The sequence below is a fragment of the Shewanella oncorhynchi genome, assembly GCF_030848765.1.
Classification (GTDB): Bacteria; Pseudomonadota; Gammaproteobacteria; order Enterobacterales; family Shewanellaceae; genus Shewanella; species Shewanella oncorhynchi.
In genome coordinates this window covers 301,386-324,755 of record NZ_CP132914.1, presented here as the reverse complement: position 1 = coordinate 324,755, position 23,370 = coordinate 301,386, and the positions used below count along the sequence as shown (strand labels likewise).

At 45.8% G+C, this 23,370-nt stretch carries 22 protein-coding genes and 1 riboswitch; of the genes, 9 read left to right on the top strand and 13 right to left on the bottom strand.

What is annotated here, in order from left to right; genetic code table 11:
* Positions 1 to 40 precede the first annotated feature (40 nt).
* From RA178_RS01540 to moaA, 7 genes are all read right to left on the bottom strand, one after another.
* Positions 41 to 1,144 (bottom strand): ABC transporter ATP-binding protein, encoded by a 1,104-nt coding sequence (locus tag RA178_RS01540; protein WP_173497784.1) that lies wholly within the window; start codon positions 1,142 to 1,144, stop codon positions 41 to 43.
* Positions 1,125 to 1,805: a molybdate ABC transporter permease subunit gene (gene modB / locus RA178_RS01535; RefSeq protein ID WP_306685385.1), complete on the bottom strand. Its 681-nt coding sequence runs from the start codon at positions 1,803 to 1,805 to the stop codon at positions 1,125 to 1,127. Before modB ends, RA178_RS01540 begins: the two co-directional genes overlap by 20 nt.
* Positions 1,805 to 2,608 (bottom strand): molybdate ABC transporter substrate-binding protein, encoded by an 804-nt coding sequence (gene modA / locus RA178_RS01530; RefSeq protein WP_306684244.1) that lies wholly within the window; start codon positions 2,606 to 2,608, stop codon positions 1,805 to 1,807. The genes modB and modA overlap by 1 nt, the downstream gene beginning before the upstream one ends.
* Before the next feature lie 79 nt (positions 2,609 to 2,687).
* Positions 2,688 to 3,155: a molybdopterin synthase catalytic subunit MoaE gene (moaE, locus tag RA178_RS01525; RefSeq protein ID WP_168826423.1), complete on the bottom strand. Its 468-nt coding sequence runs from the start codon at positions 3,153 to 3,155 to the stop codon at positions 2,688 to 2,690.
* 1 nt (position 3,156) lies between these two features.
* Positions 3,157 to 3,408 (bottom strand): molybdopterin synthase sulfur carrier subunit, encoded by a 252-nt coding sequence (gene moaD, locus RA178_RS01520; protein ID WP_006079756.1) that lies wholly within the window; start codon positions 3,406 to 3,408, stop codon positions 3,157 to 3,159.
* 23 nt (positions 3,409 to 3,431) lie between these two features.
* A complete protein-coding gene (moaC, locus tag RA178_RS01515) occupies positions 3,432 to 3,908 on the bottom strand; it encodes a cyclic pyranopterin monophosphate synthase MoaC (protein ID WP_006079755.1) in 477 nt (158 codons plus the stop codon).
* A gap of 96 nt (positions 3,909 to 4,004) precedes the next feature.
* Positions 4,005 to 4,985, bottom strand: a complete 981-nt coding sequence (moaA, locus tag RA178_RS01510) for a GTP 3',8-cyclase MoaA (protein WP_105251082.1) — start codon at positions 4,983 to 4,985, stop codon at positions 4,005 to 4,007.
* Positions 4,973 to 5,106, bottom strand: a riboswitch (molybdenum cofactor riboswitch). It overlaps the preceding gene by 13 nt.
* A gap of 247 nt (positions 5,107 to 5,353) precedes the next feature.
* On the opposite strand from moaA, the gene RA178_RS01505 reads away from it, so the two are divergent.
* Both RA178_RS01505 and RA178_RS01500 read left to right on the top strand, forming a co-directional pair.
* A complete protein-coding gene (locus RA178_RS01505; RefSeq protein ID WP_306684240.1) occupies positions 5,354 to 7,003 on the top strand; it encodes an electron transfer flavoprotein-ubiquinone oxidoreductase in 1,650 nt (549 codons plus the stop codon).
* A gap of 348 nt (positions 7,004 to 7,351) precedes the next feature.
* Positions 7,352 to 9,268, top strand: coding sequence for a methyl-accepting chemotaxis protein (locus tag RA178_RS01500; RefSeq protein ID WP_105251080.1), 1,917 nt, complete (start codon positions 7,352 to 7,354; stop codon positions 9,266 to 9,268).
* 76 nt (positions 9,269 to 9,344) lie between these two features.
* Here RA178_RS01500 and RA178_RS01495 read toward each other — a convergent pair whose 3' ends face one another.
* The 4 genes from RA178_RS01495 to RA178_RS01480 all read right to left on the bottom strand — a co-directional run bounded on the left by RA178_RS01495 (position 9,345) and on the right by RA178_RS01480 (position 13,195).
* Positions 9,345 to 9,701 carry a DUF4870 domain-containing protein gene (locus RA178_RS01495; protein WP_263256966.1) on the bottom strand — a complete coding sequence of 119 codons (357 nt, stop codon included), beginning with the start codon at positions 9,699 to 9,701 and terminating at the stop codon, positions 9,345 to 9,347.
* Between the two features lie 36 nt (positions 9,702 to 9,737).
* On the bottom strand, positions 9,738 to 10,433 hold the full coding sequence (locus RA178_RS01490; protein ID WP_173242672.1) for an MOSC domain-containing protein: 696 nt from the start codon (positions 10,431 to 10,433) through the stop codon (positions 9,738 to 9,740).
* Between the two features lie 135 nt (positions 10,434 to 10,568).
* On the bottom strand, positions 10,569 to 12,029 hold the full coding sequence (locus tag RA178_RS01485) for a sensor domain-containing diguanylate cyclase (RefSeq protein WP_105251077.1): 1,461 nt from the start codon (positions 12,027 to 12,029) through the stop codon (positions 10,569 to 10,571).
* Between the two features lie 314 nt (positions 12,030 to 12,343).
* Positions 12,344 to 13,195 carry a PfkB family carbohydrate kinase gene (locus RA178_RS01480; protein WP_263201468.1) on the bottom strand — a complete coding sequence of 284 codons (852 nt, stop codon included), beginning with the start codon at positions 13,193 to 13,195 and terminating at the stop codon, positions 12,344 to 12,346.
* Between the two features lie 361 nt (positions 13,196 to 13,556).
* On the opposite strand from RA178_RS01480, the gene RA178_RS01475 reads away from it, so the two are divergent.
* Complete coding sequence (locus RA178_RS01475; protein ID WP_113941356.1) at positions 13,557 to 13,739, top strand: hypothetical protein; 183 nt, start codon at positions 13,557 to 13,559, stop codon at positions 13,737 to 13,739.
* 39 nt (positions 13,740 to 13,778) lie between these two features.
* Here RA178_RS01475 and RA178_RS01470 read toward each other — a convergent pair whose 3' ends face one another.
* A complete protein-coding gene (locus tag RA178_RS01470; protein WP_105251074.1) occupies positions 13,779 to 14,174 on the bottom strand; it encodes a hypothetical protein in 396 nt (131 codons plus the stop codon).
* A 365-nt stretch (positions 14,175 to 14,539) separates the two neighbouring features.
* Between RA178_RS01470 and ovoA the strand changes: the two genes are divergently transcribed.
* Positions 14,540 to 16,654 (top strand): 5-histidylcysteine sulfoxide synthase, encoded by a 2,115-nt coding sequence (gene ovoA / locus RA178_RS01465; RefSeq protein ID WP_263201469.1) that lies wholly within the window; start codon positions 14,540 to 14,542, stop codon positions 16,652 to 16,654.
* Positions 16,655 to 16,795: 141 nt separating this feature from the next.
* On the opposite strand, the gene RA178_RS01460 is transcribed toward ovoA, so the two are convergent.
* Positions 16,796 to 18,751, bottom strand: coding sequence for a methyl-accepting chemotaxis protein (locus tag RA178_RS01460; protein WP_105251072.1), 1,956 nt, complete (start codon positions 18,749 to 18,751; stop codon positions 16,796 to 16,798).
* Between the two features lie 357 nt (positions 18,752 to 19,108).
* Here RA178_RS01460 and ppnP point away from each other — a divergent pair, with 357 nt between their 5' ends.
* The 5 genes from ppnP to RA178_RS01435 all read left to right on the top strand — a co-directional run bounded on the left by ppnP (position 19,109) and on the right by RA178_RS01435 (position 23,212).
* On the top strand, positions 19,109 to 19,420 hold the full coding sequence (gene ppnP / locus RA178_RS01455) for a pyrimidine/purine nucleoside phosphorylase (RefSeq protein WP_063884943.1): 312 nt from the start codon (positions 19,109 to 19,111) through the stop codon (positions 19,418 to 19,420).
* A gap of 351 nt (positions 19,421 to 19,771) precedes the next feature.
* Positions 19,772 to 20,368, top strand: a complete 597-nt coding sequence (locus tag RA178_RS01450) for a TetR/AcrR family transcriptional regulator (protein WP_263140859.1) — start codon at positions 19,772 to 19,774, stop codon at positions 20,366 to 20,368.
* 174 nt (positions 20,369 to 20,542) lie between these two features.
* Positions 20,543 to 21,700, top strand: coding sequence for an iron-containing alcohol dehydrogenase (locus tag RA178_RS01445; RefSeq protein WP_306684236.1), 1,158 nt, complete (start codon positions 20,543 to 20,545; stop codon positions 21,698 to 21,700).
* A 59-nt stretch (positions 21,701 to 21,759) separates the two neighbouring features.
* On the top strand, positions 21,760 to 22,452 hold the full coding sequence (locus RA178_RS01440; RefSeq protein WP_212600234.1) for a type 1 glutamine amidotransferase domain-containing protein: 693 nt from the start codon (positions 21,760 to 21,762) through the stop codon (positions 22,450 to 22,452).
* 133 nt (positions 22,453 to 22,585) lie between these two features.
* Positions 22,586 to 23,212 carry a glutathione S-transferase family protein gene (locus RA178_RS01435; protein WP_198572486.1) on the top strand — a complete coding sequence of 209 codons (627 nt, stop codon included), beginning with the start codon at positions 22,586 to 22,588 and terminating at the stop codon, positions 23,210 to 23,212.
* The last annotated feature ends 158 nt before the right edge of the window (positions 23,213 to 23,370 follow it).

Here is a 23,370-nt window from a genome sequence, read left to right as displayed (position 1 = left end):
ATGGTGGCTGGTTTACTCAGAGTTATCATGGTGGACTAAGCTATTCCAAAATATGAATTTGTTCGGATTTGAGTGCCACCGTAGTTTGCATCCCCTTAGTAAGAGCAAGCTTTTGGGCAAAATGCAGCGAGACTTCAGTGTTAAGTTGTAATGGGGTGCCAGTGACGTAGCAGATAAGCCGAACAGATTCGCCCATCACCAGCATAGCGTCGATCGTGACATCTAATTTATTAAAACTGCGGCATAAACGCCCTTTGGAAATCGAATTAAAACGAATACCTTGATTGGGGATAACCCAACGGACTCGACTTCCCACAGGGCGATCTTTGCCATAGTCGCAGGCAATTAGCTGCTCACCAAATTTAAGCCAAGTGAGATTTTTAGTGCTGTCTTGAAATACCACTTCACCATCAAAAATATTTCTTAGCCCCATCTGCCTAGCCACAGCTTCATTTCGTGGCCGCGATAACACCTCGAAAGGTGCACCTTGCTGTAGCATCTTGCCTTGGCTGATCAAAATCATCGAATCAGCCAGCAGTAAGGCTTCATTTAAGTCGTGGGTGACCATAATCACTGGGCAAAGTAACTGCTCTTTGAGGCGCGCAAGTTCAAGGTATAAACGCTCGCGAGTTTCCCTGTCCACCGCAGAAAAAGGCTCATCCAGCAACAAAACCGACGGTTCGCGAGCAAGCGCTCTGGCAAGCGCAACGCGCTGGCGCTGGCCGCCCGATAAATGCGCCGGTAATCGATCGGGTAATCCCTGTAGATTGACCCGTTCGAGCCAATCTTTCGCGCGCGGTATGCGTTCCGCCTTGGGAATATGATCAAGCCCAGCGACTACATTTTCTAAGGCAGTGAGATTCGGAAATAGCCCAAAATGCTGCGGCATATAACCGATATGGCGTTGCTGCGGGCTTAAGGCGATACGCGCTTTATCATCAAACCAAGGCCGATCGCCAAAGTGGATTTGTCCCGTATCGGGATGATTCAACCCAGCGATCATCCGTAGCAGCGTGGTTTTTCCACCGCCAGACGGCCCGACCACAGCAAGTACTTCACCCGCTTTACAGCGAAAATCGGCGTTGAGTTTAATGTGTTTATGATTTTGGATCTGACACTGCAGATCAGCGATGATTTGCGCCACGCTGACCTCCTAAACGCCGCGATAGACTGGTTGTTAGTGCTAACGCCGTCACGGCAAACAGCAATAAGACTAATGACATAGTGCCAGCGGCATTAAAATCGAATGATTGCACACTGTCATAAATTGCAATCGAAATCGTCTTGGTCTCGCCAGCAATATTGCCGCCCATCATCAGCACAACGCCAAACTCCCCAAGCACATGGGAGAAGCACAGAACTAATGCCGTTAGCACACCCGGCCACACCATAGGCAATTCAATTTTAAGTAGAATTTTAAGTCGACTCATGCCGCAACAAGCGGCTGCGTCGCGAACATCATTCGGCACAGCTTCGAAGGCGCGTTGTATCGGCTGCACAGCGAAGGGAATATTGACTAAAACGGAGGCAATAACCAAACCAGAAAAGTGAAACACGAGTTGCTGACCAATGACTTGTTCAATCCATTGTCCGAGCCAACTTTGACTACCTAGCCCCACCAGCAAGTAATAACCAATCACAGTTGGCGGTAATACTAAGGGCACCATGATCAGCGCCTCGACCCAAGATTTGCCGACAAATTGACGATAGGCTAATGCCCGTCCAGCCAAAATAGCTAAAGGAATCAACACTAAAACTGTGATGCCACTCAGCTTGACCGATAACCAAAGTGCCTGCCAATCCATCATGGTTGCTCTGGCAATGAAAAACCATAATCGGCCAAAACACGACGGGCACTATCGGCTCTTAAATAATCGTAAAAATGCTGAGCTGTTTCACCCGCCTTGGTCATTAATGCCATACGCTGAAACAGTGGACTATGCATTTTTGCTGGCACTATGGCGTAATCGCTATGTTTGGCAAATGTAGGAGACATAGCTAAAGAGAGCGCAATAATCCCGCCCTGGGTTGAACCACTAATCGCAAACTGCCCTGCTTGGGACACATTTTCCCCAAGGATCAATTTAGGTTGAATCACATCCCACAACTGCACAAACTGCAATGCTTCTTTGGCCTTTTCGCCATAGGGAGCGTGATCAGGATTAGCAATAGCAAAACGGGTAATTTTTCCTGCAGCGAGTGCTTCGGCTAACCCCTTAAGTTCAGGATCAACGGACAAACAACCAGTTTTAGGTACAACAATAGCGAGTTGCCCTTGGGCATAAAGCACACCAGCATCGCGGGCAACGCCAGCACTATGCAATTGTTGAATATATTTTTCATCCGCAGATAAAAATAATTCATAGGGCGCACCGTTTTGGATTTGAGTAGCAAAATTGCCCGATGACCCATAGGATATTTTTACTTTTAGCCCAGTTTCATTGGTAAATTTTTGGCTAATATCATCGAGGGCAAAACGTAAATCTGAGGCAGCGGCAATTGCGGGAATCGCTGTATTATCCGCCGCTCGACTGAACGATGGCGCGACCGCCAAGCACCAGAGTAATGCAAAAACACAGGTATGGAAGAAACGGGTCAAACTCTGCATTGGGTCACCTTAGTGCAATATTCGCGCGGGTCTTAAACTGGCAAGCTGCGTTGCGACTACGAGTATCTCTGCCACGCGACTAGTCTTTGTGTTGCCATAGCTTAGCCGCTTGTTCATCGGCATCTTTCGCTTCAACCCAACTTTTACCTTGCTCGCCCGCTTCTAATTTCCAGAATGGCGCTTTGGTTTTTAAAAAGTCGATTAAGAATTCACAGGCAGCAAAAGCGGCCTTGCGATGGGCGCTGGTTACGCCGATAAACACAATCTGCTCACCCAGAGCCATAGTACCGACACGGTGAATAACCGTCACTTTATTGAGCGGCCAGCGGCTACGCGCCTCGGCAACGATTTGTTCTAACACGGCTTCGGTCATACCCGGATAGTGCTCTAAGGTTAAGTCTGTCACCGCGGTCCCATCGTTAAAATCACGCACTTTGCCGACAAAAGTGACTACGGCACCATCGCTATCATCTTGAGCTAGCTGGCGATATTCGTCAGAAACACTAAAATCGACCTCTTGCACTCGAACTGCGGGTAATAAACGCATATTAACCTCCTGTAACCGGTGGGAAAAAGGCGACTTCATCACCATCGTTTACAGGCGTATCCCATTGACTAATGGTCTGATTTACCGCCACCAGCAATTTGTCAGAGGTTAATACTTTAGCCCATTTGTCGTCGGTTGCCGCCAGCGTTGCCCGTAACGCTTCGGCAGTTTGAGTCTGCTCGCTCGCCTCTAGACTTAATTTAGCTGTGCCCAATAATTCTCGAACTTGAGCAAAAAACAACACGTTAATCATAGTCTTATCTCGTTTTTGATCCGCTAAACCTTAAAGTGTCCCGACTTGCCGCCACGCTTTTCCAACAGACGGACTTGGGAGATCACCATATCTTTTTGCACGGCCTTGCACATGTCATAGATAGTTAACGCCGCCACTGAAGCTGCTGTTAACGCTTCCATCTCTACGCCCGTTTTGCCGGATAACTTGCACAGGCTAGTAATACGCACGCGGTTATGTTCAGGTTGTGCCTCTAAATCGACTTCAACTTTCGTTAGCATCAGCGGATGGCAGAGAGGGATAAGGTCTGAGGTTTTTTTCGCGGCTTGAATGCCCGCAATACGCGCGGTCGCAAACACATCACCCTTGTGGTGGCTACCACTCATGATCATCTCGAGTGTTGTGCTCGCCATCTCGATAAAAGCTTCTGCACGGGCTTCGCGCTCGGTAACGGCTTTTTCAGTTACATCGACCATATGGGCATTGCCATCGGCATTAATATGGGTAAATACATTGCTCATCGGAGCGATCCTTTAATTGAGGTCAAAACAGGGTACAAGGGAAATTGAGCTTATACTCGCGCTAAATTGGCTATGGCAACAGACCTAAAATCAGGTCTAGCCGCCAATAGAGGCAAGATGCTGAGTGACACCTGTGATGCCTTGATGCAAGTAATGGGTTTCTTTCTTCTGGGCTAATTGACCGTGCAGACGCTCAATTAATTCCGCTTGCTGGTTAGAATGCTGTAGCAGATCACGTAAATCGACACCGGATTCCGTAAAGAGGCACAAGTGCAATTTACCCTTAGCAGATACCCGTAAACGGTTACAGGTAGCACAAAAATTATTGGCATAGGGCATGATCAAGCCGATACGGCCCTGATAATCGCTGCGGCTGAAATTTTGGGCTGGACCATCGGAGGCACTTGGCGTATCTAATTGCCAGCCATCTGCCAGTAACTGTGCTTTGATGTCGGCGCCCGCTAGGTGATGTGCTTCAAAATACTCACGACCAAGACCCGTTTCCATCAGCTCGATAAAACGCAGGTCGATTGGCGTGTGTTTAATCCAGTGTAAAAAACGTGGCAAATCTTTATCGTTTAAACCTTTAAGCAGTACGGCGTTGATTTTTACTCGCTCGAAACCTGCCGACAAAGCGGCATCAATCCCCCGCATCACTTCGTCAAACTTATTTTCGCCGGTGATCTGGTAAAACATTTTGGGATCTAAACTATCCACGGACACATTGATACGACGCAAGCCAGCATCGAACCATTCTTTGGCATGCTTTTCGAGTCGATATCCATTAGTGGTCGTCGCAATAGTATGAATACGCGGGTTATCGGCGACGACACGAATGATGTCGGTAAAGTCTTTACGCAGGGTAGGTTCACCGCCTGTAATGCGGATTTTTTGGGTGCCGACTTGGCTAAATGCGGAGACTAAGTTTTCTATCTCATTGAGAGATAAGAATTTTGGTTTACCTTCAGGATGATAACCATCAGGAAGGCAGTAACTGCATTTGAAGTTACAAACGTCAGTGACTGACATCCGTAAATAGTGAAATTTTCGACCAAAGCTGTCTTGTAATTGAGACATGATCACCTTTCCAAGTGTGGGAGGTGAGAGCATTTCTTATCCCACCCCGGTGGCATTATTACCACGGCTACACCTCCATATCTTTCGACTTAGGCAGGCAAGCTCGGAGAACCGTCGTCGGTGATTATAGGCCGAAAGTACTCACTAGCTATACCCCTAAACAGGTATTTATTAACCTAGATCACGCTAGCGTGAATAATCTGTGACAGTCCTCACCTAAAGATTTGTATTGAATTAGACTAAACAGCAGCTTAATCCACTGTGACCTTATCTTATTTTCAGGTAAGGTGGTGCAAGCAATAAAACGCCCGTTTACAAACTACAACACTCGATAAAAATCGGGGAAACGTGAAGGAAGAGGTGAACTGATGGAACGCGAATCAATGGAATTCGATGTTGTTATCGTCGGTGCTGGTCCAGCTGGCTTGGCCACGGCATGTCGATTAATGCAAATATCACAGGATTCAGGCAAAGAAATTACCGTCTGTGTGGTAGAAAAAGGCTCAGAAGTGGGCGCGCATATTCTGTCAGGCGCAGTGTTCGAGACAAAAGTGCTAGACGAGCTATTCAGCGACTGGCGCGAAAAAGATGCCCCAATAAAAACCGCTGTCACCCACGACGAAATCTACCTACTCAGCTCAGCCATCGACGGCCGAGTCATGCCTAATGCTTTTGTGCCAAAAACCATGCACAACGACGGCAATTTTATTATCAGCGTCGGTAATCTGTCCCGCTGGCTTGCCAATCGCGCAGAAGAACTCGGTGTCGAAATATTCCCCGGCTTTGCCGCCAGTGAACTGCTATTTAACGCCGATAACAGCGTTAAAGGTATTTTGATTGGCGATATGGGAGTGGGTGCCGATGGCGAACCCAAAGACAGCTTTATGCCAGGCATGGAGTTGCATGCTAAATATACCGTTTTCTCCGAGGGTTGCCGCGGCCACTTAGGCAAGCAACTTATCGAAAAATACCATTTAGATAATGGTAAAACACCACAGCATTACGGTTTAGGCTTCAAAGAAATTTGGAAAGTCCCCGCCGAGCAACACGAACAAGGCAAAGTCGTTCACACAGGTGGCTGGCCATTAACCGAGGGCGCATCGGGTGGCGGCTTCCTTTATCACATGGAAGATAACCAAATTGCGGTCGGCCTTATTATTGATTTGAACTACAAAAATCCGCATCTGAGCCCATTTGACGAATTCCAGCGCTATAAAACCCACCCTGTGATTGCTAAGTATTTAACGGGTGGCGAACGCCTTAGTTATGGCGCCCGCGCGATTACTAAAGGCGGCTTAAACTCGCTACCTAAGATGAGTTTTCCTGGCGGTCTTATCATAGGCTGCAACGCGGGTACGTTGAACTTTGCGAAAATCAAAGGCACTCACACTGCGATGAAGAGCGGAATTGTTGCAGCAGAAACCTTAGGTAAAGCCATGATGGCTGGGGTTGAAGGCGGTAAAGATCTCGACTGTTACCAAACCCACCTTGAAGAAAGCTGGCTATACGAAGAATTGCATAAATCCCGCAACTTTGGTCCAGCAATGCACAAATTTGGTACCTATTTAGGCGGCGCATTCAACTATATAGATCAAAACTGGTTTGGCGGAAAGTTCCCTATCACACTGCGTGATGAGCACCCAGACTATGCGCAAATGGCACCTGTGAGCGCTTACAGCAAGATTGATTATCCAAAACCCGATGGCAAGCTTAGCTTCGATAAACTGTCCTCAGTGTATCTGTCGAGCACTTATCATGAGGAAGATCAGCCCTGCCATTTACGTCTCAAGGACAGCAGTATTCCACTGGGCATTAACTTGACTCAGTTTAATGAGCCAGCACAGCGTTACTGCCCAGCCGGCGTGTATGAAATCGTCGAAGAGGCGGGTCAACCCAAGTTTGTAATCAATGCGCAAAACTGCATTCATTGCAAAACCTGCGACATTAAAGATCCGAGCCAAAACATCACTTGGGTTACACCGGAAGGCGGTGGTGGTCCAAACTACCCCAACATGTAACATTTGGATGATAAATGTAAATAATGGCGCTCAATGGAGCGCCTTTTTTTCACCTTTTACACGAATAGTTCACTTTTTTTGCTTGCCCTTACTCGCGACATTGGCCACAATTGCCACACAAAAAAGAGTTCGTTTTCAATCACCATCTCATTTCCATCTATACTCTACATAATTAGATCTACAGCAAGACCAACAGGTTAGGCCAAATAAGTGTTCTATACGCTGTTTTATTCGGCAACCGGCCTAGACTAAGGTTAACTTTTAACATTTCTGTCCGATAATCTTTTACCGTACAAGAGTGTGTTGACCGATAACTCAAAATAGTCCAACACAGGCATATTGATATTTATGATATTTAATAACCTCACCATTAAGCAGAAAATTCTGTTAACAGTGACATTTGCAGTACTGTTGTCGACCATACTCGTCGGCGTATTAAGCCAACGTAGCGCGAAAAATGTCGTACAACAAAGGATGTTAGGCTCGGAATTACCGAGCTTAATGATGCAAATTCGCAATAAGATCGATCTCGACATTTCCACTTTGATGAATGCTGCAGAGCAATTGGCCAGTAGCCGCATGTTACTGCAATGGCTCGAAGACGGTAGACCACAGGCCCAAGAAACCCAAGTCGTAGCCCAACTCAAAGACATCACTCGTCAGTATAAGCTAGCGCAAGCTTCCTACGCTGATAGACAAACTGCCGCCTACTACACTCAGGATGGTTTTCTGCGAGTGCTCACTCCTGCGCAGGATGGCTGGTTTTTTGGTTACCGAGACAGTGGCCAAGAACGTATGTTGAACGTATTTACTGAGGCCAACGGCGAAGTCAAACTCTTCATTAACTACCAACAACCCAATGGTCGCGGCTTAGTCGGGCTCGCTAAATCACTCGATGACATGGTGCGTTTGCTGAGCTCGTTTAAAATTGAAGAAACCGGTTTAGTCTACTTAGTGGATGCTAAAGGTGAGGTAAAACTCCACCCAGATACGAGCCAAATTGGTAAGAGCAGCCTAAGCAACTTATACAAGGATGCGAGTTCAAGCTCATTATTAAACCGCAGTGATTTCAATCTGATCAATACCAAAATCAATGGCGAAAACATGCTGGTTGCCAGTAGTTATATCGCATCTATGGATTGGTACTTAGTCGCACAGGTGCCAGAGGCCGAAGTATTCGCACTATTAACCGAAGCGGCTTATCAGATCTTAATCTGGACGCTAATCATTGCAGCGGGCTTTATTGTACTCGCCATCGTGGTGGCTGGTTCAGTGAGTCGTCCAATCGCCCAAGTTGCCGCCATGTTCCACGACATAGGCGAAGGTGAAGGTGACTTACGCCAACGTCTACCTGTCAATGGTGAAGATGAAATTGCACAGCTCGCTAAGGGATTTAACAGCTTTATCAGTAAGATACAGGAATCTGTCATCGAAGTGGCACAAACCAGCGAACAGCTCGGTTTCTCGGCTAAGGATGTGTCGAATCAGGCACAGCAAACCTTAGAAGACAGCCACGAGCAGAAAGATCGCACTATGATGGTGGTAACGGCCATTAATGAAATGGGCGCGACGGTTAACGAAATTGCCAGTAATGCCGCCCAAGCTGCGGTTGCCGCCAGAGATGCAGATACTGAAGCCAGCAGCGGCCAAGTTGTGGTAACCCGTGCCCGCGATACCATTAACCAATTGTCGAAAGACGTTGGCCAAGTGGGTGAAGTGATTGAGTCCCTCGCAACCCACACTAAATCCATCGGTGGTATTTTAGATGTGATCCGCGCTATCTCTGAGCAGACTAACTTGTTAGCACTTAACGCGGCCATTGAAGCAGCACGTGCCGGCGAAGCTGGACGCGGATTTGCTGTCGTGGCCGATGAAGTACGTAACTTAGCCTCACGCACAGCAGCATCGACCAATGAAGTGCAAGGCATGATCGACAAGCTGCAATCGGAAGCCAGCCGCGCGGTTAATGCGATGGCCCAGAGTCGTACCCGCTCCCACGAAGGCGTTGTGGCCGTCGATGAAGCCAGCAAATCGTTAATTGGCATTAGCGATCGCATTGGTCTTATCAGCGACATGAACATCCAAGTTGCTGCGGCAACGGAAGAACAATCTACAGTTGTGGAGGACATCAACCGTAACGTCACTGAAATCAATGACATTACTCAACGTACTGCCAATACTGCACAAGCGGCGGCACAGGCGAGTTTAGCCTTGAATCAACTGTCACACCGCTTAGATACCTTAGTGGCCAAGTTTAAGGTGTAAGACCTTAAAACTTACGCCATAAAAAACGCCTTAGATGTTTCCATCTAAGGCGTTTTTCTTTAACTCGCAGAGACAATTAATCCATAGCAATAAATTTAATCGTTAATGGATAGCGATACACTTTACCTTCGCTGGCCTTAATAATCGCCAGCACAGTACACACCAGATCGAATATGCCGAGTATGGCTAAAAAGATGAAACCTATTCCGACCAAAGCTAATACGGCACTGATGATCACATAAATCAACAGGCTCAATTTAAAGTTCAAACAACTACGGCCACATTGATCGACAAATGCGGACTCTTCACGCTTCATCAGCCAAATGATCAAAGGACCAAGAATAGAGCCCAACGGCACTAAGTATCCAATAAAACTTGAGGCGTATACCAGTAAGCCAAAATCTTTATCACTTTTTGTAACGGGTTCAATCATAGGTCATCCCTGTTTTATCATTTTGAATATAAAGCCTTATTTTCCACTCGGCCCATATAAACGCATTTGCCAATCTTCTACTGTCTGTAATGCTAAGCGGCGTTGTAGGCTATTAACCCAACTCAGCGCTAATCCCTCACAGGAAGCTAAACGATCATAGGCACTGGTATTAAACGTTGGCGAGAAATAGAGTGACATGGCCTCGGCAACACTGATATCAGTACGACGCTCAACTAATTCAATCCTATCGTTTAACTGAATAATCCCTGGGGTTAAGATTCTATAAAACCAACCACATAATTGGCTTTGCTGCATGGCGAGGGCGAATTCTTTGTGACCAAATTGCAGATTCAATTTAAAACAAGGTGAACGCGGCTGAGTCACTTGCACTTTTACTGCGCCAATTTGCAAGATATCGCCAATATTGACTTGAGTTTCGTTCAGTCCAACTGTGCTAATGTTCTCTCCCATGCTGGGCGCATCTTCGAGCTGGGTGATTAAGTCCCAACGACGATATTGGCCGTAGTGCTCGCGGGGGAAATGATGTAGCACGCGATCAAGGCCGCCATGGTGTTTTGGATCGGCCTGCGCGTCCCCTTCAACATGGTCGATATGCACTAACAGTTGTTGAGCCGCTTGCTTACCATCAATCCCCGTAGCAACACCGGACATTTCTTGAAGATGGGTTCCTAAGTACAATCCAGACAATTTATTAATCAACAACTTTGACATCTGCAACTCCAAATCAATGACCTATCGCGCATTACTGTCAGAGTGTAAACCGCGATACGCCAATAACACAATCAACCCGCGCCATAACCCACAAAGGTAGGCTAAACATTGCTGCCAAGAAGAACCGAGTAGAGTCTATGAATGATTTAACACCACTTGATTTCGGCCCGCTTCTTTTGCCTGATACAAGGCCAGATCGGCACGTTTGATAAGGTCCTCCGCAGGCTCTTGCACTTGATGCTCAGCAACACCAATACTGGCAGTAATAGAAATGTGTAATCCATTCACTTTAATTTCCCGCTGGGAAATGAGGTCACGGATCTGTTCTGCCAATTCTGCCGCTCGGGATAAATCCATCTCAGGAAGTAAAATTAAAAACTCCTCACCGCCCCAGCGACATAAAATATCCTGTTGTTGTAGTAAACCACGCAGCATATTAGTCATGGTTTTTAATACTAAGTCACCAATCCCATGCCCATAACTGTCGTTCACTTTTTTAAAGTGGTCGATATCCAGCAAGAGTATTGAAATCGGCGATTGTGTCAGCTTGGCTTTATCTAACGCCTGCCTAAAGTACTCATCAAATACCTGACGGTTAGCGGCGCCAGTGAGCTTATCGGTAGACGCCATAATTTCTAGTTTGCGCTGATAACGACCTAAGGTCATGTTGGAGATGAATAAAATACCTAGGGTCACCATTAGGCTTAACGCCAAATTACCCCAAAACGTATTTAACAGTTCCCGCTCTTGTGGCGCATCCTCCTGCTCAACAATCAAATACCACTTAAACTCAGGAACTAAGCGACTATTGAGATAAACCGTTTTCCCGTTTTTCTGATAGCTGAAGGCGGCACTTGGGCTGGTTAAAATACGCGTAGCCAAATTATCAAGCCCTACGTTCGTTTGCAGCGAATCCGTACCGTCATATTGATCGCCATGCAAAGTGACATTACCTTGCCGATCGGTAAAGAACACTCGGCGGTTATAACGCTTTTGATATAACTCAATTAAGGCTTTAACCTTTTCAACCGCCAACCCCACACCAGTAACACCAATAAATTTTCCTTCAAAATCAAAAACCTTATAATTCACAAATACGGTTGTCTTACTGCGATCTGCCGTATCGGCATCAATATTGACCTCATAATGTTCAGATTCGGGTAAAGAGCGCACTCGAAAATACCAAGCATCGTCAGGCTCTACATCTTGAATTTGTTTTAAAATGCCCGTGGAATGGTAATAATTTCGACTTTTCTCAGACACAAAAAAGCTAGTGACTGTACCGTATTTCTCTTGGATTTCCTTAAGGTAACGAATGAGTTTTTCGGGCTCTTGCTCATGACTTAAGGTCCAATCCCGAACAAAGGTATCCTGCGCCATCAAGGATGAAATAAAGATGGGTCGTAACAAATCCTGTTGAATTTCTGAATAAATATTGTCACTTGTGAGCGGTAAGGTATTGCTCTCTATTTGCTGGCTCAGTGAATCATGAGCCACTTTGTAACTGATACCGCTGGTCACTAAAAAGGCGACCAAAAGCAAAACAGACAGAAGCCAAATAAATTTATTTTTATCATTCCAAGCGTTATTGCCCATTCTCAACTCCAAAGACTACAGAACACCTTGAGTGGCTTATTATTTTAATTTAACGATAACTATTTTAGTTGAATAAATGTTAACGCAATTGCGCCATGGCCGCACAAGATTTCTGTCGTATTGGCGTTCTACGATGGAATAACTTTATTTTGAGCAAAAAAAATGCCTCGTTGGGGAAACGAGGCAAAAACATACTAACCAATAAATGGGAGAAAAGTACAAGAAAACGTTAAGGGACAAGCTATGCGCCACAAGACATACTCTAGCAAGGACGTATGACAAAAAGATGACTCAAACTGCTCGCCCGCAGATTTTCATGCGATTTGCTTCGCCTCTAAATACTGTTTTAGTGCCTCACCCGGAATAGAACTATCAGTTGCCACCGCAAATGCCGCCCAAATCGCCCCTTCTGCCATGGCCTCAGTAATCGACTGGCCGATGCAGAGACTGTGGATCAACCCTGACGCATAGGCATCACCCGCGCCAGTGGTATCAACAACTGTGGCAGGGATAGCGGCAACATGCTGCACTTGATCGTGCGTGTAAACCTTAGCCCCATTGATACCATCGGTGACAATAAAGTAACGCAGACAATCGCCGCCAATACTTTTGCCATATTCCCAAGATGCGCCATCACAACGCCCCTGAATATCACTCATGGAGGCCAATAAAATATGACAAGGTCTCTGTCTGTCGTCCTTGGCTAATTGCGCGACCACAAGACAATGTTCTAAAGCTGTTTTTGCCCAGCTGACAGAGCCTTCAGCGGAAGTATTAAAATACAACGCATCCCATGACTGCCATTTCGGCGGTACAGATAATTCAAATATGGGTCTTTGTGGCCGAATAATGGTGCGCTCGCCATCTGGCGTCATTACAAGCAGCATTTCGCATGTATTGCCGGCGCGGCGCTGCACTAAACGACAATCGAGACCTTGCGTACTGGCTTCTGCAATGAGCCAATCCCCCATGTCATCACGGCCCACTTGACTCACCAACGCGACGCTATGCCCTGCCCAGACTAAACCTAATCCGGTATTTGCCCCACCGCCGCCGAGCCTTTGGCCGCCATCTTGATAATGGAAACGTCCACCCGTTTTTAAAGGTTTATCAAGCAGTAAGATTCGATCACAGTTGAGATTGGCAACTAACAGAATATTAGCCATTACACGGCTCCAAAGGGCAAAAAAGCATCAAGGCCAGAAGATAAAAACAAAGAAATATCAATCTAGAGCAAAATGCTCACAGGCACAATCCAATCATCGAGATAGAAACACTATAAGGATATGGCAGCGCCTTGATGTAAGCATTTGTCCCGAAGAAGACGAGGAAAACAGTTATACACTCATACGGTATAACATAGATGTTAACTCTAACACTTTGTTTAAAATAGATTTATAGAAAAGATAACGTCTCAGGACAAAATGAAGCGTAACCATTTTGAAGCCGACTCGATTAATTATCAGTAGACATAGTTAAAATGCATGCTGGATACATATATTAAATTTATGAATGGAATCAAACGCTATGCTAATGGAAATATGGGATACCGCCGAAGAAAAATCTGAGCAGCTACGCCGTTATCAGCTCTGTATAGATGAATTTAATGAATTGAATTTTCACGATGTTTATATTGCAGAAATCAAACAAGAATACCAACAACTTGCTGAACAAGTAAAAGTGCAGTCAACCTCGGATCCCGAGCGCTAACTGCACTTTGCCATCTAGTTACTCACGATAAACCTTCAATTACTTTATTGGCGTCAATGGTGATAAAGACGCAAATTGTACTGCTAATGTCCAATCTGTAATGACCATATCTGAAGGCTGCCAACTGTCATCAACCCACTCATAAACCAAGCCAGGGTTTTCTTCTGCGTTGACTAACAAACGCCGTCCATCTTGCAACACAAGCGTATAATCGAGCCCCTGCGCATCGACACTTTCAATGTCCCCCAAGACATTGTGCTTAATGGCCGAAATAGTTCCGGTTGCCTTAACGGCATCGTTTTCCTTTGCACCGCTGTAAAACTTTAACGCCTCGTTTGCGGCAGTCTTGTGAAAAACAAACTCCTCAGTCACACCCACTACGATCGACGGATCAAGCTCATACCAGGCGGGTATCCATAATGCGTTAATTGTCATCCCGTTATATCCTGCATAATAATTTTACGGACGGGATCATTCTGCCTTAACCCCGACAGAGAAAATACTCTTCAGGGATAAAATAATTTTAATTCCTGTAAGGAGTAGCATCACTAAATTGAGCGCATCACTTTCTTTGTAAGATAATCCCAAACCAAAGGGTCATACCTGAGATGCTTTAAGCTCCAGCACTGATGTTGGACTCAATTGGTCTTTCTGTTAGTTTGTAAAACACTTTGCCTCAAACCGACACATTAAGCTGACAAAGTGATCCTGAGCTCAGTAATCGCGTATAGAGTCACACACGATAGATTAATCTTCCCATGCTTGCACCGCAGGCCGATAAATACGGAGTTTACTTGTCTATGGATAAGCCCATAACGCAACCCCCTCAAACCCTTAAGCTCATCGGTGAAACTGAGGCCGGAAAGCGTCAAGAGCTTAAGCAATACTTTAATCAGACATGGGCTTTATACGAGTCTCTGTATGATTTGATCCAAGAAGATAGCGCCTATTACCTCAAAGCCGAGCCGCTACGCCATCCGTTAATCTTTTACTTTGGCCATACGGCCACTTTCTATATCAACAAACTCAAACTCGGTAAATTTCTCGATGAACGGGTAAACGACAACTTCGAATCCATGTTCGCCATTGGTGTCGATGAGATGTCTTGGGATGATTTGAACGAACAACATTATCCGTGGCCGGATGTGGCAGAGGTGCGAAGCTATCGCCAACAAGTTAATGCTGTCATCAATCGTGTTATCGATGAAATGCCTCTAGCGTTACCTATCACTCAAAATAGTCCAGCTTGGATCATTTTGATGGGCATTGAACATGAGCGTATTCATTTAGAAACCTCATCGGTGATCATCCGCCAACTGCCGCTGGAATATGTCGCGCCCAACCACCTCTGGCCTGCGTGCCAAGACACCGCCCCTGCCGAGGCCAACAGTTTATTGGCTGTAAAAGGGCAAAAAGTGACCTTAGGCAAAACAGAACAAGACCAAACCTACGGCTGGGACAATGAATACGGCCATAAAATATTTAACGTTAACGACTTTAAGGCTGCTAAATTCTTAGTCTCGAATCAAGAGTATCTAGCATTCGTCGAAGCTGGCGGCTATCGCTCACCCCAATTTTGGAATGAAGAAGGCCAAGCTTGGCTTGCCTATACCCAAGCACAAATGCCGCGTTTTTGGCGCTTAAGACAAGATAAATGGTGGCAACGTAACTTAGCGGAAGAAATCCCGCTGCCATTAAACTGGCCTGTTGAAGTGAATCAGCTCGAAGCTAAGGCCTTCTGTAATTGGAAAGCCGAACAAAAGCAAAGCAATATACGTCTATTAACTGAAGCTGAGTGGTACATCTTACGCGAGAATGTGCCCGCCGATGCGCCCGATTGGCATGAAGTGCCGGGCAATATTGCTTTGGCTTATTACGCCTCTTCTTGCCCAGTGAATCGCTTCGAACATAATGGCTTTTTCGATATTGTCGGTAATGTTTGGCAATGGACAGAAACCGCAATCGACGGTTTTGACGGCTTCGCCGTACACCCACTTTACGATGATTTCTCCACCCCAACCTTCGATGGCAAACATAATCTCATCAAAGGCGGCTCGTGGATCTCTACGGGTAATGAGGCAATAGCTTCATCACGCTATGCGTTTCGTCGACATTTTTATCAACACGCGGGCTTTCGCTATGTGGAATCCACCCAAAATCCAGCTCAAATGGCCGAGGTCAATGTGTACGAAACGGATGAACTGATTTCCCAATACCTTGAATTCCACTATGGCGCCGAATATTTCGGAGTTGCTAACTTCTGCGTCAATGGTGTGCAGCAAGCGCTGAGTGAAATTCAATTGACTCATACAGCTAAAGCCCTTGATATCGGCTGCTCCGTTGGTCGCGCGAGTTTCGAACTGGCAAAAGTGTTTGATCATGTTGATGGTATCGACTTCTCGGCGCGCTTTATTCAACAGGCCTATGCGCTGACAGAACAAGGTGAAAAACGTTACACCATACGTACCGAAGGCGACTTACAGGAATTTAAGAGCGCGAGTCTCGCGAAACTGGGATATGAACTTGAGGCTAAAAAGGTCAACTTTATGCAAGGTGATGCCTGTAATTTAAAGCCCATCTACACAGATTATGATTTGGTTTATGCCTCAAATCTTATCGACAGGTTAAACGAGCCTAAGCACTTTTTAACCAGTATTGCCCAGCGGATTAATCAAGGTGGATACCTTGTGATTGCCTCGCCATACACTTGGCTTGAAGATTATACGCCCAAGGATAAATGGTTAGGTGGCGTTAAAGTCAAAGGAGAGAACTTCACCACCTTAGATGGTTTGACCGAAACCTTGATCGGCCAATTTGAGCTGGTCGCAGTGAAGGAAATTCCCTTCGTGATCCGCGAGACTAAACGTAAATTCCAACATTCCATCTCAGAAATGACAATTTGGCGTAAACGTTAATGCTCACTCATGGGATAACCAACTGAAGTCCTGATAAAAATATCCGCCAGAAATCCATTTCTGGCGGATGTGTAACATCCAGCTCAGTCACATTTACAGCACCAACTAAGGTGAGAACACTGTAAATGCAGCGAAAAATATCTACACCTTAAACTGTGCCGTTGTTAAACCAAGCTGATTTGCTAACCCCAACAGACTCCGCGTACTCGCTGCTACTTGGCTGATAGCCGCACTATTTTCCTCCGCCGCCACGCTTAAGCCCGCAATCCCCTGCGCAATCGTCGCCGAAACCGTTGTTTGTTCTTCCGCAGCGGTTGCGGTTTGAATCATTAATGCCTTTAAGGTTTCTAAGCGCAAAGCAATATCATCCACCGCGGTCTGCATTCCATCCGCATCTTCTGCGGTTTTAGAGGCTTCAGTGGAACAAGTCACACTATGCAACGCCAGCACACCTGACTGTTGCTGAATACCTTTTAACACTTGCCCAATATCCTGAGTTGCTAACTGAACCTTCACCGCTAACTGACGCACCTCATCGGCAACCACAGCAAATCCACGACCATGCTCGCCAGCTCTCGCTGCTTCAATCGCCGCATTAAGAGACAAGAGATTAGTTTGTTCCGCAATCGCATTTATCACAGCTAATACTGAGCCGATTTTCTGACTATCCGCCTCAAGACTGCCCACCTGTTGATGAATAGTTGCAAAACTGCTCAAGGTCACTTTTAAGCTTTTACGAGTACTAGCCAAGTTTTGCGAAAGAATTTCACTCGAATGGGTACAGGCGGACACTTCATCGGAGGATCTCATCGTATTCGTGCTGATTTCAGCTGCGGCATAACTCATTTCTTCAACTGCAGTGGCCAACATATCAGTTTCTTTAGCCTGCATCTGAATACTGCAATCGGCTTGGGTCATGGCAGCAGAGTTTTGTTCGGCGGCAGATTCAAGTTCATGCCCAACGCCCACCAGCTGACTGATGATTTCTTTGAGCTTAGTTTGCATCCGCGCCAACCAACTCATCAGGTGATTATCCGTTTGAACATGCGGTAAATTATGAGTTAAATCGCCAGAGGCGATCATACTGGTCAAATTACACATGTCCTCAGGCTCACCGCCGAGCGGCTTTAATACAAACCCTGTAACTAACTTAGCAGCAGCGAATGCCAACACTAAGGCGGCTGCACAAACAGATAAGCCGATAAACATCATACGGTAGGCGGGAGCAGCAATTTCACTCACATCAATTTCAGCCATCAAACCCCAACGTAAACCGAGCTCAACGACAGGAGAATAAGCGGATAATACGGGATTATTGTTATAGTCATTCACTTGCATCACACCCGATTTACCAGCCAGCGCCTCCTTTACAGCCAGCGTATCAACACCATTCTGAGCTACCGTTCCCGCAAACGAAGCCGTAACAGTTCGATTAATGGGATCGAGAAAAGAATCAGAACGCATACGATTATTTGGGCCAATGAGATAAGTTTCACCACTTTGCCCCATACCCTCACGAATTTGCATAACTCTGTTTATGCGATCGATTGATACTTGAGCCGCCACCACCAATCTTTGCTGATTGAACTGAATCGACTGGCCAATAAATGCCGCAGGTTGACCATTTGAAGGCGCGTATGCGGAAAAATCTTGTAGTAATACTGTGCCCGCCGATCCCAATGCCTTATTAAATAACTGTGCTAATCCCGAATCATGGAAGGGTCCAGTACGCAAATTGGTGCCGAAATCAGACTCCTTCGCCACTGTATATAAAACGGTGCCATCGTCACTAATAATAAATAGGTCATAAAAACCGAGGGATTTATTTAATGACTGCAAGGTTTGATCTATGTCAGTAAGAGTATCGAGGCTTTTTTGGCTGGCAATTACGGCGCTGACGGCCTGCAGGTTATCGGAAAAGTCCTGAAACATGCCAACAATCTGCCGTTGCTTGATCTCACGCACAGCCACTAAACGAGACTGAGCCTCGGCAAACAATTCATCGCGAGCAATGTAAGTCACTATTGCGGTGGCAAATATGAGGGGTAATAGGACAATCAATAAACTGATAAGCTGAATTTTACGAGTAAAACCCATGGTGAGACTCCTTGTCGCGCGTCGAATTCCATTCCTTCAATCTTTGCAGAATCAAACCTGCCTTAAAACTATAGGAGAAGAATCTCAGCTAAACAAAGCGGTGCCGACTATTTTCATCAAAAGTTCACTAAAATGCCGACAACTCATTATTTTTAAGTAAAAAAATGATTAACAACTTTAAATGACAGCCACGCCATACCGACCATTTCAAATAAAATGATATAGTGGGAAATAAGCGATAAACCGAACGTTAGCATCAACTGATATTGAATGCGCACATCCATGCGACAATGATGCATTGAAATTTATTAAATATGCATATAAATTCATATCAAGCCAATTTATAGAGGATTAATAATGAGTTTACTCGAGCAAGTGTCAGTATCTAAAAAAGCCAACATCTACTTTGATGGCAAAGTGGCTAGCCGTAGCGTATTTTTTGCCGATGGCAGCAAGCAAACCTTAGGTGTTGTATTACCAGGGGAATATGAGTTCTCAACCTCCCAAGGCGAAATCATGGAAGTGACTAGCGGCCGTTTTGAGGTGTTACTTCCAGAAACAACGACTTGGCAAGAATTTAGCGAAGGAACTCAGTTTGAGCTGGCTGCAAATGTTAGCTTTAAAATTCGTAACACAGCCATTGCCGAATATTGCTGTAGCTACCTCTAATCATCTCGATTGAGTGGCAGTACGATTAATATTTCACATCAATCGTGAATCGAATGCTCACAGTGACGGTTTATCTCAGCACTGTGAGTATGTTGTCCACCCGACCATTTCACCATTTCACCATTTCACCATTTCACCATTTCACCATTTCACCATTTCACCATTTCACCATTTCACCATTTCACCATCAGAATGCCTTATCCGTCTAACATTTATCAATTTGGCAATTTTATTAACTTGGCTCAAGGCAGCGCAAAAGTCACAATGCAAAGCATACTAAATCGAATATGTTGAAATCGTCGATAAAAACAACACTAGACGACCGGTCTAATTTGATTTATCCTAACCCCCATGAAAATTGAAACTCAATCCACTCGCCAGCATATTCTCGACATCGGCTACAAGCTGATCGTACGCAAAGGCTTCTCCAGCGTCGGCTTATCCCTACTGCTGCAGGCGGCCGAAGTGCCAAAAGGCTCGTTTTATCACTACTTCAAATCCAAAGAACAATTTGGCGAAGCGCTTATTACTGATTATTTTGAAAAATATCAATTAGATTTAGACGCATTATTCAATGACTCGACACTAACAGGCCATCAACGCTTGATGCAATACTGGCAACAATGGTTGCACGTACAAGCCGATGGCTGCGTAGATCAAAAGTGTCTGGTCGTGAAACTCAGCGCCGAAGTGGCCGATTTATCGGAAGCTATGCGTGTTGCCTTACTTAAAGGCTCCGCCGGCATCATAGAGAGGTTAACGACTTGCGTTCAAGTGGGCATAACCGATAGATCAATCGCCCAGCAAGATCCGCAATCGACCGCAGAAATGTTGTATCACATGTGGTTAGGCGCCAGCTTAATGAACAAGTTGGGCCACAGCCCTGCGGCACTCGAACGTGCACTCGTAACGACTAAAGCCATTTTAACGCCTAAAACGGCCCTTTAACCTAATACCGACTCAAAACTAATACTGGCTGATATCGATCAGCCAAAGATTTTTTAAAGAATACATTTTCACGCCCCAACATTAGACGACTGGTCTACTAATTTAACGGGCGATTAATAAATGCGGCTCAATTAACGCTGCTCATTTAAAGTAATAATAGGAATAACATCATCCATGCTAAATTTTAACTATTACAACCCGACCCGCATCCGTTTTGGTAAAGACACTATCGCCGAAATTGATTCCCTAGTACCGAGCGATGTTAAAGTGATGATCCTCTTTGGCGGCAGCAGTGCTAGAAAAACAGGCACGTTAGACGAAGTTAAACAATCATTGGGTAATCGTTTCGTTGTCGAGTTCGATGGCATTGAGCCAAACCCAACCTATGAAACCTTAATGAAAGCCGTCGCCCAAGTGCGTGAGCAGAATATCGACTTCCTCCTCGCGGTTGGCGGTGGTTCGGTTATCGATGGCACTAAATTTGTTGCCGCTGCAGCGGTATTCGAAGGTGAACCTTGGGACATTCTCACTAGCTGGGGCGCCAATGTGACTCAAGCTATGCCTTTTGGCTCAGTCTTAACCTTACCTGCGACCGGTTCCGAAATGAACAACGCCAGCGTAGTGACCCGTAAATCACTACAGGCTAAACTGCCATTCCGTAATGATTTGGTTTATCCACAATTCTCAATACTTGATCCGACGAAAACCTTCACTCTGCCAGAACGCCAAGTGGCCAACGGTGTTGTCGATGCTTTTGTACATATCACAGAGCAATACCTCACTTACCCAGTTAACGCCGCCGTGCAGGACAGATTTGCCGAAGGTCTGTTACAAACCTTGATTGAGCTTGGTCCACAGGTACTAGTTCAACCCGAAGACTACGACATTCGCGCGAACTTAATGTGGGTTGCCACTATGGCACTCAACGGCACAATTGGCGTCGGCGTTCCCCACGACTGGGCAACCCATATGATTGGCCATGAACTAACTGCACTTTACGATATCGACCATGCGCGCACATTGGCAATCATACTGCCTGCCCTGCTGCAATGTACAAAAGAGGCTAAACGCGACAAGTTACTCCAGTACGCCGACCGTGTGTGGCACATCAACACAGGTACAGATGACGAGCGTATCGACGCCGCTATCGCAAAAACCAAGGCTTTCTTCGAAGCCATGGGCATACCGACACATTTATCTGCCTATGATCTCGATGCCAGCCACGTTGATGCTGTAGTGAAACAGCTTGAACTGCACGGCATGGTGGCACTAGGCGAACATGGCAATATTGACCCAACCATGAGCCGTGACATTTTGACCTTAGCCCTATAACGTCAAATGAACTAAACCCAAAGCTCACACATATTGATGTGAGCAACTTAGGTAATGGTATGAAAATGAATATATTAATGGTAATCACGTCACACGATAAACTCGGTGATACGGGTTTAAAAACCGGCTTTTGGCTAGAAGAATTCGCCTCACCTTTTTATGTTTTTAAAGATAAAGGTTTTGACATTACCTTAGCCTCGCCACTGGGCGGTCAACCACCACTCGATCCAAAAAGTGATGAGCCAGACTTTCAGACCGAAGCTACTGCGCGCTTTAGCAAAGATCCTGAGGCTCAAGCACTGCTAGCGAATACCACTCGCTTAAGTGAAATCAATGCAGCCGATTATGATGCGATTTTTTATCCGGGCGGCCACGGTCCACTGTGGGATCTTGCCGAAGATAAACATTCTATCGTCTTGATTGAACAGTTTTATCAAGCCAATAAACCCCTAGGGCTCGTATGTCATGCGCCTGCTGCATTGCTGCACCCTAAAACCAGTGATGGCAAGCCATTGGTCGGCGGCAAGCGTGTTACCGGTTTCAGCAACTCTGAAGAAGAAACCGTGCAACTCACTCATGTCGTGCCATTTTTGGTTGAAGACATGCTGAAGAAAAATGGTGGCAATTATGTCAAAGGTGATGACTGGACAAGCTTTGTCGTCGCAGATGGCCATTTGATCACAGGCCAAAATCCGGGATCATCCGAAGCCGTAGCCGAAACCATAGTTGCGCAATTGAACGCGAGAGGCTAAGCGATAAATACGCGACGCTCAGCTTGAAATGAACAAAGACAGGCGCGCAAGTGTGCTAAATGCGTTAAAAAGAGCTGTCGCACCACAATGGTGCGACAGCTAAAATGTACTCTCACTGTCCAAAGGAAAGCCCATGATCACCTTGCACCATCTCAATAAATCACGCTCTAAACGTATCATCTGGTTGCTAGAGGAACTCGGTCAACCCTATGAAATTAAGAGTTATCAACGTGATAGCCAGACTTTTCTCGCGCCACCCGAACTTAAGCAAATTCATCCGTTAGGCAAATCACCCGTTATCGAAATGGACGGTCAAGTGATAGCCGAATCGGGTGCGATCACCGAATATCTTATTGAAAAATATGCGGCGGATTCCTTAGCCCCCGCCAGAGACAGCGCAGACTATGTCAGTTATCTGCAATGGCTACACTTTGCCGAAAGCTCAGCCATGCTGCCTTTGTTACTGCGTATGTTCGTGCAAAAGGACGGTTGTAAAACCAATTTCCTTGAAGGTTATGCCGCGACGGAAGTCAGTAAGATTAGTCATTACTTCAATGATATGTTGGCTGATAAAACCTATCTTGTTGCAGACAAGCTCACGGGTGCGGATATCATGATGTCCTTCGTGGTGGAGCTACTGGCTAACAGTGGCGATCTCGCGAAATTTGAACACATTGAACGCTATGCCACTCAATTATCCCAACATGCCGCTTGGGTCAAAGCGAGTGAGATCGAGAAACAACTCGATGCAAGCCTGTAATTGATGGATCGAATTCGGGCACATGTTAGTGTCCGAGCTTAACCCACTTTAACTAACCCCTGTTTCTGCCTCCCCATTTTCTGTCGACTTTATACCTTCTCAGTGGTGACGTCCTTAACCACTTAGCGCAACAAACACCATGATTTTTGATGTAAAAG